Origin of the sequence: Rhizobium sp. BK538, from assembly GCF_014197575.1 — a bacterium.
GTDB lineage: Bacteria > Pseudomonadota > Alphaproteobacteria > Rhizobiales > Rhizobiaceae > Rhizobium.
The window spans coordinates 185,849-201,665 of sequence record NZ_JACIFT010000006.1; the positions used below are offsets into that span (position 1 = coordinate 185,849).

A 15,817-nucleotide genomic window follows, 5' to 3' on the forward strand; every position below is an offset into this window, starting at 1 on the left:
GATGAACCGCATCCCCTTCCCCACGATGAAGCGCCCGCTGATTGCCATTCTTCGGGGCATCAAGCCCGAGGAAACCGAAAGCGTGGTCGGTGCGCTAATCGAAAACGGTCTGACAGCCATTGAAATCCCGCTGAACTCGCCCGAGCCGTTTAAGTCGATCGAGATCGCCGCGAAGATGGCACCTGCCGATTGCCTGATCGGTGCCGGAACCGTGCTGACCACAGAGGCCGTCGACAGCCTGCATTCGGCGGGTGGCAAGCTGCTGGTTACGCCGAACGTCGAGCCCGAGGTTATCGTGCTTGCCCGCAATTATGGCATGGTCACGATGCCCGGCGTCTTCACGCCGACGGAAGCGCTGGCCGCCGCCCGCGCTGGCGCAACGGGGTTGAAATTTTTCCCGGCCAGCGTTCTGGGGCCGTCCGGCATCACGGCAATCCGCGCAATTCTGCCCGCGGAGCTCGTGATCGCAGCCGTCGGCGGTGTCTCGGACAAGAACTTCGCTGACTACACCAAGGCCGGCATTCATGCCTTCGGCCTCGGCACCAGTCTCTACAAGCCGGGAATGACCGCGGCGGAGGTTGCCGAGCGCGCCAAGGCGACCATTTACGCCTATGATGCAGCGGTAGGAGCTTAAGGCGTATGACGGAAATTCATGAGTTCGCGGGCAGGACACTTTGCAACACCAACTCCGTACTGGGTGAAGGCCCCACCTATGATCCGGACACGAACACGGTCTGGTGGTTCAATATTCTCGGCAAAGAGCTGCACGAGCTGAACCTTTCGACGGAAGAGAAGAAGGTGCATGCGCTGCCGATGATGGCGAGCGTGCTTGCCCGCATCGATGCCGGGCGCCAGCTGCTTGCGACTGAACAGGGCCTCTTTGTCCGCGACACGAAAAGCGGCAATCTGACCTTCTATGCAGCGCTTGAAAGCGACAAGCCGGAAAACCGCTCGAACGACGGCCGCACACATCCATCCGGCGCACTGTGGATCGGCACGATGAGCAAGCGGGCGGAAACCCGCGCAGGCGCTATCTATCATGTCGCCGGCGGTCGAGTGACCAAGATCTTCGAGGGCATCAGCATTCCGAATTCGATCTGCTTCTCGCCGGATGGGACCATCGGATATTTCACTGACACTCGCCTCAGCCGCCTCATGCGGGTGATGGTCGATGCGCAGACCGGCCTTCCGACCGGCGAACCGATTGTCCTCGTGGACACCATGGATGAGCCGGGTGGCATCGATGGCTCGGTTGTCGACGCCGACGGATATATCTGGAATGCGCGTTGGGGTGCCGGCACGGTCGATCGCTACAGCCCGGACGGGCTGCGCATCTCGCGTTACAAGGTGCCTGCGGCCCAGCCCTCCTGCCCCGCCTTCATCGGAAGGAACGGCGACCGCCTCGCAGTCACCACGGCATGGGAAGGACTGGATGACGATGCGCGGTCCATGCAACCACAGGCTGGGTCCCTGCTCGAGCTTGACGTCACGGTGAAGGGAATTTTTGACCCCGTTTATGTGATCTGACGCGAAACCGGGCACAATGCAAAGGGCACCCCCTGGGCGCCCTTTTTGTTTCCATCGGTGGGTTGATTGGTGAGGCCCCTGCAGCATTTGCGATAGAAGTTCCGCGAAATTAGCAATCTTTGCGCGATTTTTTTCGGGAACCAATAGAAATCCCATTCATTTCAATAGGGAACCGGCCAAATGGACGCCCGACCGCGAAGGGACGGCAAAATGGCTAGAGATCACTATTGAACTGAAAAGGTAGGTTCGAAATGACACGCAAACTTCTCACAACCGTTGCCGCTGGTGCCTTGTTTGCCACGGCTTTCGCACCCGCGGCATTCTCACAGAGCACAACCCAGCCGGCTGATCCGAACGCTCCGGCCACACAGGCGGCGCCAGGGGATCCGGCAGCTCCGCCAAAGGTTCCGGATGCAACGGCTCCGGTCCCGGCAGGTGACGCGGCTCAGGCTCCGGCGCCGGCTGAGACGACCGATACCGCGCAGGCGGGCGGCGGCGCGTATCTGACCGAGCAGGCTGCCGACCAGGTGAGTGCGAACACCTATATCGGCCAGTCGGTCTATAATAGTCAGAACGAAAGCATCGGTAGCGTCAACGACCTGATCATGAAGAAGGACGGCGGCTTGGTCGCAGCGATCGTCGGTGTCGGCGGCTTCCTCGGAATCGGCGAGAAGAATGTTGCCGTTCCGATGGATAAGATCACCGTCGCCCAGAACACCCAGGACGGCAGCGTCAAGCTGACCACCTCTGAAACCGCGGAATCGCTGAATGCGGCACCGCAGTTCAAGACGCTTCAGATGCTCGCAGCCGAGAAGGCCCCCGCGCTAGGTGGTACAACAGACACCACGGCCACAGGTTCGACAACGAACAATTAAGATATGCGCAGTGAGGACCGCGGAACCGGTGGCGTCCGAAAGGGCGCCATCGGCGTTTCAGGCGCTGACGCGATCCGACGTATCGTAGTAATTCTCGTGCAGGAACCGCAGCGTCGCGATGCCATCGGCGGGCTTGCCGAAGTGATAGCCCTGCCCCATGCCGCAGCCGAGCGAGCGCAGCTTGACTGCTTCCGAATAATCCTCGATCCCTTCCGCGACCACTTCCAGATCAAGCCCCTCGCACATCGTGAGGATCGCCTTGATGATGTGCTCGGAAGCGCGGTCGGAGTTGATCCGCGACACAAAGGCGCGATCGATCTTGATCTTGTCGAACATGAAATCACGCAGGCGACCGAGGCTCGACTGGCCGGTCCCGAAATCATCCAGCGAGATGCGCACACCTGCCTGGCGCAGATCGGCGATGATCCGATTTGCCGTATCGGCCGAGCCCATCACCGCAGTTTCGGTGATCTCCAGTTCGAGCCGGTGCGGGTCGAAACCGACCCGGCCGAGGATCGACAGGATACTGCTGCTCGTGCCCGGATCCATCAACTGCGCCGAGGAGAGATTGAAGGAGAGGAAGAGTTCGCGCGGCCAGGAAAGTGCCGCTTCCGCCGCCTTGCGCAGCAACGCCTCAGACAACGCGTCAATAAAACCGCGTTCTTCAGCAAGCGGCACGAAAACGCCCGGTGAAACGAAGCCCAGATCCGGATCGTTCCATCGCGCCAAAGCTTCGAAGCCCACGACCTGGCTGTTGGCGAGTGCGACGATCGGCTGAAAATGCACGTCGATCGCGTCGGAGATGATGGCGTTGCGCAGCGCCTGTTCCAATTGCGTCGCGCGCTTCATTTCCTGGGCGATCTCGCGGGAATAGACGGTGATCTGGCCACGGCCGCGCCGCTTTGACCGGTAGAGTGCGGTCTCAGCGCTTTTCAGCAGTTCCTCGAACTCCTCGCCAGCAAATGGATAGATCGAAAAGCCGAAGGATGCCGACAGCCTCACATTGCGATCGCCGAGATCGTAGGGCGCCGACAGCACCTCGCGGATCATCTGGCCGAATTTCTCGGCGCTGGCCCGCTCGAATACCAGCGGCAGGACAAAGGCAAATTCGTCGCCGTCATGACGCGTGACCAAGGCGCCATCCGGAATGCAGGCCTTCAGCCGATGGGCGACCTGGCAGAGAATCTCGTCGCCCGCCGATGAGCCGAAGAGATCGTTGATCGGTTTGAAGGAATCGAGATTGGCGATGCCGACCGTAAATGGTGCAGGATCACTCGCGCGTTCCGCGGCGATCTGGGCAATCCGGTCGCGCATGCGGTAGCGGTTGCCGAGGCCGGTCAGCAGATCAGTATAGGCCATCGTCTGAAGTTCATTCTGACTTACAGGCACCAAAGGCATTTCAGCCGACATCATCATTCAGACCCAGACTGCACCAATGCGGGAAAGGATGGCGGGCAAGTCTTAAGAATTCGATAGTGGATCGGCCGCGTTGAAACCGTGTTCTGTCCCAAGATTTAGGGAGTTGACGAGCTTTGTTCGTCACATGCTGGCCCGTTGGAGATCCCCCGCAAGGTACTTCTGAAAGATCCCCTGAAGAATATCGGGGCTCACCGGCTTCATGATCACATCGTCCATTCCGGCCTTTGCGCACTCAGCTCGATCACGCTCGAAGGCCTGATTAAGAACGCCGATAATCGGCGTTCTTGAGCTGCCGCCTTCCTCTGTCTGGCGGATCAACCGCGCCGCTTCGAAACCATTGAAGCCTGGCAGCGATATGTCCATCAGGATGATTTTCGGCTGATGCTCGGTCCACAAACGAACCGCTTCATCGCCGCTTGGAGCGATCAGGTAGCGATAGCCGAGACCTTCGAGAATCTGCGAGAAGACGATCTGGTTGATGTCGTTGTCTTCGGCAACGAGCACGTCGAGCGTGCTCATCTCCTCGACGGTGGTGATTTCCCAATCGGTGTCGATGCCTTCGGCGATTTGGCCCCGATTGCTGCGGTTGAAATGCCGAGCGATCTGGAAGGTGAGCTCATTGGCGAGCTGGAAGCCGTCCATCACCAGCGCCGGGATGCCATACTGCTCGGCAAGCTCAAGGCAGCGCATGCCAAGCTGGTTGTCGATCACAAGCAGGTCAAGCGAGATGCCGGAAGAGCTCGCGATCTCCAGGAAGTGCTCTTCCTCATCCTCACCGCGGACCGAGCAAGCCTCGAAGCCATATTTGGCGAGGGTCCGCAAGGCCGCTGCTTCGGCCACCACGTCCGACGTCACCACCAGGACTTTCCGACCCGAGAAGTTCTCCGGGACGATCGCCTCCATCGCGGCCGGTTCGCGGCGCTCGCCGCTGCCGCCCATGGGAACGTAGGCGCGCCGATAGGAATTCTTGCTCGATGTTGTGACCGTCGACGCAAACCGGAATTCATCGAGGTCGGCGCCGTCCCGCGGCAGGTCCTGCATCGTCGAGACGAGAAAATAGCGCCCGGGCTTGCCGATGCGGTGCTTGCGCGCGACGATGTCGCGTTCCGCGCCGTCGCGGGAGACCTGCCGCTGGCGGGAGATCGACATTTCGCCGGTCTCCAGTACATGACGGTCACTTTCCTCGAAGCGCTGGGCAACCTCCTTGGAGAACAGGTCTCCGCTCTTGCGGCCGAGCACTTCATCGACCGTCGTCTGGTATTTTTCGCAAAAGGCGATGTTCACGGCGACGTAGTTCAGGTTGCGGTCCTTGACGAAGAGCGGGAACGGCAGGTTGTCGAGGATATCCTCGGTGAGCTGCACGCGTTCCAGATCGGAGCGCCACTGTTCCTCACGCTTCTTGTCCTCGGAGATGTCCTGGATGACGCAGACGCCATAGCCGCTCGCGAGGCGACGCTTGCCGAACCGAATCCAGCGGTCCGTACCGTGCCGCTCGACCGCTTCGAAGCGTTCGCGCCAATGCGAGGCGATTTTCTGGGACAACCAATCCTCACGGCTCATCGCGCCCTGGTAGCTTGCCGACTGCGTGCCGATGCCGGTGTCGTAAATCGCGCCCAGGAAGTCTCGCAACCGAGTGCCGGGCTTGAGCATGGTCTCCGATATCGGAAAGAAATCGAGAACCTGGTGGCTCGCAAAGATCATGTGATCGGTCTTGTTGTAGACGATGAACGCGGCGCCTAGACTCTCGCATACCGCGTCAAACAGCGCCGTCTGCAGGCTGGTGTCAGCCGACATTTCGCTACTCACAGATGATGTGTCCGCTTTTTCGGAGCCGGCACTCATTCCTACGCGTCCCACATCTGTCCGATTAAAACCCAGTCCTCGGAAGTAAGTCGCAAAATGGCACCTTTGTCTTAAGGCGCGCTTAACGTTAAGCAATCGGAATTGGAGCGTGCAGAACGGTGATCGGCCCGCGCTTTGGCACTTCCCTCCGCTCCACGAATCCAAGAGAATAGGCGCATGGCCATCAGACAGCTTTCAGAAACCCTCATCAACCAGATTGCGGCCGGCGAAGTCATCGAACGGCCGGCCAGTGCCGCCAAGGAGTTGATCGAGAACGCCCTTGACGCAGGGGCGACTCGCATCGAGGTGGCGACATCGGGCGGCGGAAAGAGCCTGCTGCGAGTTTCCGACAATGGCTCGGGCATGGATGTTGCCGATCTGGAGCTCGCCGTACGCCGCCATTGCACCTCCAAGATCACCAATACGCTGGACGACATTCGCACGCTCGGCTTTCGCGGCGAGGCGCTGCCATCGATCGGATCGGTAGCGCGGCTCAGCATTTCCAGCCGCCGTCGGGACGGCGCCGGTGGCAACGAAATCACCGTCGAGGGTGGCAGAATTACGCATCTTCGCCCGTCACCCGGCAATCCGGGCACGATCGTCGAGGTTCGCGATCTCTTCTTCGCGACCCCCGCCCGCCTGAAATTCCTCAAGACGGAGAAGGCCGAGGCTGCGGCGATCACTGAGGTCGTCAAGCGCATGGCGATTGCGTTTCCCGGGGTGCGCTTCGTGCTCTCCGGGACTGACCGCACGACACTGGAATTGCCGGCGACGGGCGACGACCATCTGGCGCGCATGGCGCAGATCCTCGGCAAGGACTTCCGCGACAACGCCATCGAAATCGATGCCGAGCGGGAAGGCGTATCGCTGACAGGCTTTACGGGCGTGCCGACGTTCAATCGTGGCAACTCGGCCCATCAGTACGCCTTCGTCAACGGCCGCCCGGTGCAGGACAAGCTCATCCTCTCGGCAATCCGCGGCGCCTATGCCGAGACGATCCCTGCCGGGCGCTATCCGGTTGCGGTGCTGTCGATCAGACTCGATCCAGTCCTTGTCGATGTCAACGTGCACCCGGCCAAATCAGACGTGCGGTTCCGGGACCCGCAACTGGTGCGCGGCCTGATCGTCGGGGCCGTACGCGAGGCGCTGGCGCGCGATGGCAGCCGCGCAGCGACAACCGGCGCAGACGGGATGCTGCGCTCCTTCCGGCCCGGCTTCCAGCCTAGCGCCCAGCGGCCGCAACAGCCCTGGTCGGCGGCGACATCGCCGTCGCGCCCGTTTTACCAGGCCGCAAACAGCGGCTTCGGGGAGCGGCGGCAGGCTTCCTTCGACGGGCTTGTGACGCCGACAGCGCGCAACGACGCCGCGTCGTCCCCGAGAATGCCGGTGGTGCCAGAAGAGCCGCCGCAGCTCTATCCGCTTGGTGCGGCCCGGGCGCAGATCCACGAAAACTACATCGTCGCACAGACGGATGACGGCTTGGTCATCGTCGACCAGCACGCCGCACACGAACGCCTCGTGTTCGAGGCGATGCGCAAGGCGCTGCATTCCAAGCGGCTGGCCTCGCAGGTGCTTCTTATTCCCGAGATCGTCGACCTGCCTGAAGAGGACTGCGACCGGCTGATGCAGTTTGCGGCGGATCTCGGCGAGCTGGGACTGGCCATTGAACGCTTCGGGCCGGGCGCCATCGCGGTGCGCGAGACACCTGCCATGCTTGGAGAGGTGGATGCCACGGGGCTCATTCGGCAGCTGGCGGACGAGATCGCCGAATGGGATACGGCCTCCGGCCTGTCGGCCAAGCTCGAATATGTGGCGGCGACCATGGCCTGCCACGGATCCGTGCGCTCAGGACGGCGGCTGCGCCCGGAAGAAATGAACGCGCTTCTGCGCCAGATGGAAGTGACCCCCGGTTCCGGACAGTGTAACCACGGACGCCCGACCTATATTGAGCTCAAGCTTTCGGACATCGAACGGTTGTTCGGCCGCAGTTGAAAAAGCTGGAAAAGGCCGCGGCGGCACGTTATGGCAGGGATATGACAAGCCTGTAAGGAAACGGAGCGCATGAATTTGTTCGAAGGAAATGGAAACCGCGAAGCGCAGATACGCTATCTCGATGCGGATTTTCAGATCCTGTCGCCGGGCTCCTACGTCGTCTGCGCGATTACCGGCAGGCAGATCCCGCTCGATGAACTGCGCTACTGGAGCGTCGCGCGCCAAGAGCCCTATGCCGACGCCGTGGCTTCGCTGGAGGCAGACAAGCGCGCCGGCGTGTTGCCCAACCGGAAGCGCTAGCGCGGCTGCAGATTCGCTCACCGCGCTTTCGAGAGACATACCGTTTAGGTCTTCCGCCCTTCCCTCAGGCGCCGGTCGCGACAGGCATTGATCGCGCGGTCGATGATAAGCCTTGGCGCCAGCGTGTCAGCGAAAGCCATCTCCACCTCGATCACCCGGCACTTTGCCGCGAGCTCTTCGGCTCTGCCATGGTGGCCGGCAAGACGGACGAAATCCTTGGAAGTCGTAACGATCTGAAGGCCGTCGCGCTCTGCCGTCGTTAGAATGTCGTCTATCTCGTCATCGGTCAGATGCTCGTGATCGCCGAACGAGCGGCGAGCGGCGATGTTCGCCCCGACGGATTCGACCGTCCGGAAGAATTTCGACGGATCGGCAATGCCCGCGAAGGCCAGCACATTACTGCCCGCAAGATCGACGCTATCGCACACCTTGAGCGAGGCTGTGAAATAGGGCTTGGCGGCACGCGCGGCGATGCGAACAATGCTGTCAGCGGCCTCTCCCGCGCCAACCTTCAGAAGCGCCGTGGCATAGCGCAATTGCTGGCGGATCGGCGCGCGCACGGGACCGCCCGGAACGATGTGGCCGTTGCCCAATCCGCGCGTGGCATCGATAACCAACAATGCATAGTCGATCGCCAGCCGCGCGCTCTGGAAGCCATCATCCATGATGATCAGGTCCGCGCCCTCCTTGACGAGGCGCTGGGCGCCTTCGACGCGGCGGCGGGAGATCACGGTCAGGGCCTCGCGGGCGAGAAGAAGAGGTTCGTCACCAACCGCAAGGGCACGGTGATGAGCCGGATCGACGACCGTCGTGACATCGAGCAAGCCACCATAGCCGCGGCTCAGGAAACCCGGCTTCAGGCCCTTCGCCTTCGCCGCGCGGGCGATGGTCAGCGCCGTCGGCGTCTTGCCCGCGCCACCGACCGTAAAATTGCCGACGCAGATGACGGGCACCGGAACCGAGGCGCGCTTGGCATTGGCCATACGATACCCGGCGATGCGCCCGTATAGGAAGGAAATCGGATAGAGCGTCCAGGCACGCCAATCGGCTTTCGACCACCAGAAGGGTGGCGCTTCGGATATCATTTTCCCCGCCCTGCCTTTCGGACCCCGAGCGTCATGCTGACGGGTTATGTCCTCGACCGGGCGAAAAGAAAGGGTAATTTTCAAGAAAAAGCAAGCCCTTGGTCAATCAGGCAAGCTGAAGGTCGGGCAGCAGCCGCTCGAGCTCGGTGATGTCGTTCAGGCAGTAGTCCGATGCGGCGGAGAGCGATTCGCGCGATCCCGTGCCTGTGAGTACAGCCACGGTGACGCCGACCTTGGCGTTGCGGCCCATATGCAGATCATGGTTGTTGTCGCCAACGACGGCGACCTCGGAGGGATCGAGGCCGGTCGCGGCGCAGAAGCCAAGCACCATTCCCGGTTCCGGCTTGGTGCCGAAGCCGCTGTCATAGCCGGCCACGTAGTCGATGAACGGCGCAAAGCCGAAACGCTGGGCCGTCTGTCTGATCGAACGCTCATTGTCGCTTGATGCGACGCCGAGGCGAAAGCCGCGCCCATGCAGGCGACCGAAAAAAGCTGCAAGATCGGTGACTGCGACGGAAAAGTCGGCCGCATGCGAAAAGAGTTCGTCCAGCTTGATCGTCAGCTCGATTACGTCGAGCTTCGAGCCCGCGGCGATCAGCCCTTCCGAAATCTGGCGCGTGTTTCCGGCGGCAAGCAGGCTATCGGGAACGATGTGGCCGGTGAGCGGATCCATGCCGCAAGCTAGAAGCAGCCGGTCCGCAAGTTCCAGATCGCCCTCTGAAGCGATGCGGGCCAGTTCGCGGTTCACCGGCAGCCAGCTCTCGTCATAATCGAGAAGCGTACCGTCCTTATCGAAGAGTATTCCCTTGACCGCCTTCATATCCTGCCCTCAGCGCTGCACAGCCGCCTTCGGCAGCAGTCTCGCCTTCACCGTCAGCGGATTGATATAGGGCTCCAAGCCCTTGACCGTCGCCGTCAGCGCGCCACGCATTTCTTGCACGGCGCCGATCCCGGCCTCGATCATGTTGCGGCGTGCGCCGTCGTTGGTGAGCAAATAATGGACGCCCTTGGCGAGCATCTCCGTGTCGCGGACCATGCGCGCGCTGCCTCGCCGCGCCAGCTTCTGATAGGCTTCTCGGAAATTCTGCACATTGCTGCCCGACAGCACCGCGCAACCCAGCATCGCCGGCTCCAGCGGATTTTGCCCGCCCTCGGCAAACAGCGAGCGTCCAACGAAGGCGACCTCGGTCAAGCGCAGGTAGAGGCCCATTTCGCCGATCGTGTCTCCGAGAAAAACATCTACATCGGGGGTGAGCACGTCATCGCGCGTGCGGCGGGCCACCTTGAGACCCAGCTTGACGAGCTCAGCCTCCACCTCATCGGCGCGTTCCGGATGGCGAGGGACGATGATCGTCAACTGCCCGTTTCGCTCCTTCAGCGCGCGATGGACGATGCCCGCTGCCTTTTCCTCGCCGTCGAAGGTGGAGATTGCCGCCCAGGTCTTGCGGTCGCCGAGCTGCTTCTTATAACCGGCAAACACTGCGGCATCATAAGGCGGAGCGTCGGTATCGACCTTGAGATTGCCGGACATCATGACGTGGCGCGCGCCGAGATCGCGGAAGCGCTCCGCGTCGACATCCGACTGCGCAATCACCAGCGCCAGGTTTTCGAACAGGGCCTCGGCAAGTGCCGGGCGTCGGCTCCATCGCTCGAAGGAGCGATCAGACATACGGGCGTTGACGAGTATCTGCGGGATGCGACGCCGGCCGAGCTCCATCAAGGTCGCCGGCCAGATTTCGGATTCGGCGATCAACGCACAGTCCGGCTGCCAGTATTCGAGGAAGCGGCTAACGGCCGGCTTCAGGTCGAGCGGCACATACTGGTGGATCGCTTCATTGCCGATACGCTCAGCGGCCAGCTTGGCGGAGGTGATCGTTCCGGTCGTCAGGATGACGTGGACGTCGCGACGGCGAATTTCGCGGATCAGCGGAATGACCGCGTTCGTTTCACCGACACTCGCGGCATGAAACCAGACCAGCGGTCCGGCCGGGCGGTCGGCGCTCGCATAGCCCGAGCGCTCCAAACGGCGGGCACGGTCTTCCTTGCCCTTGGCCGCTCGATAGGCGAGATATCCACCGACGAACGGAGTCAGCAACGTCCCTGTTGCCTGATAGGCGCCCAGCGCGAGCCGCGCCATGCGACCGCTCATCTGCCAATTCTCCGATCGCAAATGATCGACATCAACCCATTCCCAATTATTGTTGCGGCCGCAATGGCCGATCAGTTTGTCCAGAATGCGTCAGGCAGTCAGTGTCAGTTCGCGGTCACACCAGCCGCCACCGCGGGAGGGTTACTGCGCAGACTTGTTTTCCGGGTCCAGCAAACGGTGCATGTGGACGATGAAATAGCGCATGTGGGCGTTGTCGACGGTCGACTGAGCCTTGGCCTTCCAGGCTGTCAGTGCGCTGGCGTAGTCCGGAAAAATGCCGACGATATCCAGGTCCTTCAAGTCCCGGAACTGAACGTCTTCCAGGCTTTCCAGTTCGCCGCCGAATACGAGATGCAGGAGCTGCTTCTTGCCGCTGGATTCAGTCATTTTCTTCTCTTTCTGCTCTGTTCTCCCCCACAGTGTCATCTGAGGGATTTTGACGGAAACGTCAACTGCCTCGTCGCTGGCCGATCCCGGTTATCAAGTCAGCAAGCCGTGCTGGCGCGGCAGCGCAAAGCTCGCCGTGGCTGACCTGCTCGCGGTTATAAAGCGGCGCGTTGCCCTGCAGATCCACCAGCTGGCCACCGGCGCATTCCAGTATCAGATCGGCAGCAGCGAGATCCCAATCGTGGGAGTTGTGCTTGACGAAGGTACCGTCAATCCGGCCGTCCGCAACCATGGCAATGCGATAGGCAAGAGACGGTACGTGCCGGACACGCTCGATGCGATTTTTGAGCGCGTCTGGAAACGCCTTCAGCACGTCCTCGGCGATGGCAAAGCGCCCAGGTGTCTCGAGAGCTGTCGTCGAAACAACGATCGGCCGGCCGTTTTTTAAAGCCACGCCGCCCTCTACCGCCTCGTAGAGTTCTTCGAGAACGGGAGCGTAGAGAACGCCGGCGACGGGCCGGCCATGGCGCACGACCGCGACGCTGACACACCATAAATCCTGGCCGGCCAGGAATGCCCGCGTGCCGTCGATCGGATCGATGATGAACAGCGTTTGGCGCGACAGGCGCGCGGCGTCGTCGTCGGTTTCTTCGGAAAGCCAGCCATAGTCGGGCCGGGCAGCACGCAGGATGGATTCAAGTTTCCGGTTGGCCGCGAAATCGGCGGCGCTGACAGGCGATCTGCCCTCGTTCTTCCACCAGACCTCCGGCGATTGATTGAAGTAGCCGAGCGCGACTTTGCCGGCCTGCCTGGCGGCATCTGCGATCAATTCCAGATCGCTCCGCCAGAGGGCTGTGTCCACGTCAGTCATTTCGGCAATCCAATCTATCAGCGCCCGGCGAGCGTCATTCCTTCGATCGCAAGCGTCGGAGCGGCGACGCCGAACTTGCGGTCTATGTCGTTTGCAGGTGTTACCCGCATGAACATGTCCTTGAGGTTCGAAGCGATCGTCACCTCGGATACGGCAAAGGTCAGTTCGCCGTTCTCGATCCAGAAGCCGGTAGCACCACGGCTATATTCGCCGGTGATCATGTTGACGCCCTGACCGATCAGCTCTGTCACATAGAAGCCGTTGCCGACACCGCGGATCAGGTCCTCCGGCGCGATGTCGCCTGGCTCGAGAGCAAGGTTCGTCGCCGATGGCGTTACCGAATTGCCGCCGCGCACGCCTCGACCGTTGGTTTCCATTCCGATCTCGCGGGCAGTCGACGTGGAGAGGAACCAGTGTTTGAGAATGCCGTCCTCGATCATCAGCAGCCGTTCGCCTGAGATCCCTTCGCCATCGAAGGGTCGCGACGATGGGCCCCGAACGATAAGCGGATCGTCCGAAATCGTAAGCCCCGATTTCAAAACCTGCTGGCCCATCTTGTCGCGCAGGAAGCTCGTCTTTCGCGCAATGGAGGCGCCGTTGATAGCCCCGGCAATATGGCCGACGAAGCCGCGGGCAACACGGGGATCGAAGACAACCGTTACATCCTTGCCGGTATCCACCTGGCGCGGGTTGATGCGCTTGACCGTGCGTTCGCCTGCTCTGCGGCCGATCTCCGCGGCATCATCCAGCTCGCTGAAATAGATACGACTGTCGAAATCGTAATCGCGCTCCATGGCCGTGCCTTCGCCGGCGATGACGCTGACGGATCGGCCGAAGCGCGAGCCCATGTAGCTGCCCTCAAAACCGTGGGAGGTAACGAGCACCAGGCCCCCCCTGCCGGCCGAAGCCCCGGCGCCGGACGAATTGGTGACGCCTTTGACGGCAAGTGCGGCAGCTTCCGCCTCGAGGGCGGCTTCGCGAAGTTGGTCAGAAGAGACTTCGGTCGTATCGAGTAGCTCGAGGTCCGGATAGGATTTCGCGAGCTTGTCCTCGTCCGCCAGGCAGGCAAACGGATCTTCCGGGGACACCTTGGCCATCGCCACGGCCCGTTCGGCCAGTGCGGAAAGATCGAAGCCCGGATTTGCTGAGACGCTCGCAACGCGCTTGCCGACGAAGACGCGCAGTGAGAAATCATCGCTTTCCGACGATTCCGTACCCTCGACCTTGCCGAGGCGCACGCTGACCGATTGCGAGCGCGAGCGCACGACCACCGCATCTGCGGCGTCGGCTCCGGCCTTCTTCGCCAGGTCGATCAATTGGCTTGCGCGGGAAAGAAGCGTCGAGGAGTCGATTTCTGAGGACATGATTTGGCCTTTCCTTCGCGTTCCATTTATTGTGCACTACGAAAAGCATCAAGGCCGCGCGCGCCGATTCTTTTGCCCGCCGCTTGCATGCCTCCCTGCATTGAAAGAAACTCGCTGCATGTCCGAGCCCAACACTCTTTTCACCGAGACGATCCTGCTGCTCGGTGGCGCCGTTGTTTCGGCACCGATCTTCAAGCGCCTCGGGCTCGGCACGGTGCTCGGCTATCTGGCCGCCGGCGTCGTCATCGGCCCGATCTTTCACGGCTTGACGGATGGCGAGCAGATCCTGGATGTAGCCGAACTCGGCGTCGTTTTCCTCCTCTTCATCATCGGGCTCGAGCTGAAGCCTTCGCGCCTTTGGCAGATGCGGCGCGACATCTTCGGGCTCGGAACCGCGCAGGTGGTGGCGACCGGTCTGGTGCTCACGCTACTGACCTATCTTTCCGGCGTTCTGGACTGGCGCGGCAGCATCGTCGCAGGTTTTGGGCTTGCCCTCTCCTCCACCGCGTTTGCGATGCAGATCCTCGAGGACGAAGGCGATGTGAATACCCGCTACGGGCAGCGCTCGTTCTCGATGCTGCTGTTTCAGGATCTTGCAATCGTGCCGCTGCTTGCGCTGGTCAGTATTCTTGATGGCGGCAAGGGTAGCGGCACGCCGCTGTTGGACTTCGCGATTGCCATCGCAGCGGTCGCCGCGATGATCGTCATGGGACGCTATCTGCTCACGCCGCTGTTTCAGGTCATCGCCCGCACAGGCGCCCGCGAGGCGATGATCGCCGCTGCCCTCTTCGTGGTGATGGGGTCGGCGAGCCTGATGCAGCTTGCCGGATTGTCTATGGCCATGGGCGCCTTCCTTTCCGGCGTGATGCTTGCCGAGTCCTCCTACCGCCATGAACTGGAAGCCGATATCGAGCCCTTCCGCGGTGTGTTGCTCGCTATCTTCTTCATCGCAGTCGGTCTTTCGATCCAGTTGGAGGTACTTAGAGACAACGCGCTCTTCATCATCGTCGCCGTGCCAGTCGTCATGGCCGCGAAGGCGCTGGTGATCTACGTTCTCTGCCGCGCGACCGGATCGCCGCATGACGACGCTATCAGGATCGCTTTCCTGCTGCCGCAAGGCGGCGAATTCGGCTTCGTCCTGTTTACCGCCGCCGGCATTGCGGGCCTGATGCCGACGAGTACCGCCTCGCTGCTGATTGCGATCGTCACCCTTTCAATGGCACTGACCCCGATCGGGACCATGTTTGCCAAGCGGCTGTTGTCGGGCAAAGAGCAAGAACAGCTGGATGAGGATTTCGAAGGAGCCGGCGCGGATGTGCTGATGGTCGGCTTCTCGCGTTTCGGACAGATCGCCGCCCAGATCCTGCTCGCCGGCGGGCGTGCCGTGACCGTCATCGACTTTTCAGCCGATCGCATCCGGCAGGCTTCCTCTTTCGGTTTCCGGATCTACTTCGGCGACGGCACGCGCAAGGACGTGCTGAGGGCCGCCGGCATCGACCGGGCCAAGATCGTCGTCGTCTGCACCCAGAAGCGCGAGATTACCGACAAGATCGTCGAGCTGGTGCAGGCAGATTATCCGGATGCCAAGCTCTTCGTGCGCTCCTACGACCGCATCCACTCGATTGCGCTCCGCAATCTCAATGTCGATTATGAACTGCGCGAAACGCTGGAGTCCGGTCTGCTGTTCGGCCGACGTACGCTCGAGGCATTGGGTGTCGGCGAGGCGGAGGCCTATGAAATCGGCGAGGATATCCGCAAACGCGACGAGGCGCGCCTGGTGCTCCAGGTCACGGAAGGACTGCAGGCCGGCCGCGACATGCTTTTCTCCCAGCCGGTGAAACCCGAGCCGCTCGTCAAGCCAAAGCGCGCCGCGAACTTCGACGAGGACCCGTTGGCGGGCACGGCAGAGGTAACCGCCGACGCTTAGAGCCGTTTCAGGTTGAATTGAAACGTTCTGTCGGTTCAACCGATGAAGGAAGCTCCTTCGGCTCCTGCGCACGATCCGC

14 protein-coding genes are annotated in these 15,817 nt (G+C 61.5%); 6 read left to right on the plus strand and 8 right to left on the minus strand.

The window, feature by feature from the left end; translation table 11 throughout:
• Nucleotide 1 precedes the first annotated feature (1 nt).
• The 3 genes from FHX09_RS09550 (at nt 2) to FHX09_RS09560 (ending at nt 2,402) form a co-directional block, all read left to right on the plus strand.
• On the plus strand, nt 2-634 hold the full coding sequence (locus FHX09_RS09550) for a 2-dehydro-3-deoxy-6-phosphogalactonate aldolase (protein ID WP_132588422.1): 633 nt from the start codon (nt 2-4) through the stop codon (nt 632-634).
• A 5-nt stretch (nt 635-639) separates the two neighbouring features.
• Entirely contained in the window at nt 640-1,527 is an 888-nt protein-coding gene (locus FHX09_RS09555; RefSeq protein WP_007799158.1) for an SMP-30/gluconolactonase/LRE family protein, read from the plus strand.
• A 251-nt stretch (nt 1,528-1,778) separates the two neighbouring features.
• Nucleotides 1,779-2,402 carry a PRC-barrel domain-containing protein gene (locus tag FHX09_RS09560; RefSeq protein WP_132588421.1) on the plus strand — a complete coding sequence of 208 codons (624 nt, stop codon included), beginning with the start codon at nt 1,779-1,781 and terminating at the stop codon, nt 2,400-2,402.
• 57 nt (nt 2,403-2,459) lie between these two features.
• Here the strand turns inward: FHX09_RS09560 and FHX09_RS09565 are convergent, their stop codons facing one another.
• Complete coding sequence (locus FHX09_RS09565; protein ID WP_132588420.1) at nt 2,460-3,818, minus strand: EAL domain-containing protein; 1,359 nt, start codon at nt 3,816-3,818, stop codon at nt 2,460-2,462.
• Between the two features lie 123 nt (nt 3,819-3,941).
• The gene (locus FHX09_RS09570) at nt 3,942-5,663 is read right to left on the minus strand and encodes a response regulator (RefSeq protein WP_183718914.1); all 1,722 of its coding nucleotides are present in this window, start codon (nt 5,661-5,663) and stop codon (nt 3,942-3,944) included.
• Nucleotides 5,664-5,840: 177 nt separating this feature from the next.
• Here FHX09_RS09570 and mutL point away from each other — a divergent pair, with 177 nt between their 5' ends.
• Nucleotides 5,841-7,655, plus strand: a complete 1,815-nt coding sequence (gene mutL, locus FHX09_RS09575) for a DNA mismatch repair endonuclease MutL (protein WP_132588418.1) — start codon at nt 5,841-5,843, stop codon at nt 7,653-7,655.
• Between the two features lie 69 nt (nt 7,656-7,724).
• Nucleotides 7,725-7,955 (plus strand): DUF2093 domain-containing protein, encoded by a 231-nt coding sequence (locus FHX09_RS09580; protein ID WP_132588417.1) that lies wholly within the window; start codon nt 7,725-7,727, stop codon nt 7,953-7,955.
• A gap of 44 nt (nt 7,956-7,999) precedes the next feature.
• Here FHX09_RS09580 and lpxK read toward each other — a convergent pair whose 3' ends face one another.
• The 6 genes from lpxK to FHX09_RS09610 form a co-directional block, all read right to left on the minus strand.
• Nucleotides 8,000-9,040: a tetraacyldisaccharide 4'-kinase gene (gene lpxK / locus FHX09_RS09585; RefSeq protein WP_184449824.1), complete on the minus strand. Its 1,041-nt coding sequence runs from the start codon at nt 9,038-9,040 to the stop codon at nt 8,000-8,002.
• A 106-nt stretch (nt 9,041-9,146) separates the two neighbouring features.
• Nucleotides 9,147-9,860, minus strand: a complete 714-nt coding sequence (locus FHX09_RS09590) for an HAD family hydrolase (RefSeq protein WP_132588415.1) — start codon at nt 9,858-9,860, stop codon at nt 9,147-9,149.
• 9 nt (nt 9,861-9,869) lie between these two features.
• Nucleotides 9,870-11,189: a lipid IV(A) 3-deoxy-D-manno-octulosonic acid transferase gene (gene waaA / locus FHX09_RS09595; protein WP_132588414.1), complete on the minus strand. Its 1,320-nt coding sequence runs from the start codon at nt 11,187-11,189 to the stop codon at nt 9,870-9,872.
• A 141-nt stretch (nt 11,190-11,330) separates the two neighbouring features.
• Complete coding sequence (locus FHX09_RS09600; RefSeq protein WP_007799177.1) at nt 11,331-11,576, minus strand: DUF4170 domain-containing protein; 246 nt, start codon at nt 11,574-11,576, stop codon at nt 11,331-11,333.
• A 61-nt stretch (nt 11,577-11,637) separates the two neighbouring features.
• A complete protein-coding gene (locus FHX09_RS09605) occupies nt 11,638-12,447 on the minus strand; it encodes a 3'(2'),5'-bisphosphate nucleotidase CysQ (RefSeq protein WP_007799179.1) in 810 nt (269 codons plus the stop codon).
• Between the two features lie 17 nt (nt 12,448-12,464).
• The gene (locus FHX09_RS09610; protein ID WP_132588413.1) at nt 12,465-13,811 is read right to left on the minus strand and encodes a TldD/PmbA family protein; all 1,347 of its coding nucleotides are present in this window, start codon (nt 13,809-13,811) and stop codon (nt 12,465-12,467) included.
• 118 nt (nt 13,812-13,929) lie between these two features.
• Between FHX09_RS09610 and FHX09_RS09615 the strand changes: the two genes are divergently transcribed.
• Entirely contained in the window at nt 13,930-15,738 is a 1,809-nt protein-coding gene (locus tag FHX09_RS09615; RefSeq protein WP_007799190.1) for a monovalent cation:proton antiporter-2 (CPA2) family protein, read from the plus strand.
• Nucleotides 15,739-15,817: the final 79 nt, after the last annotated feature.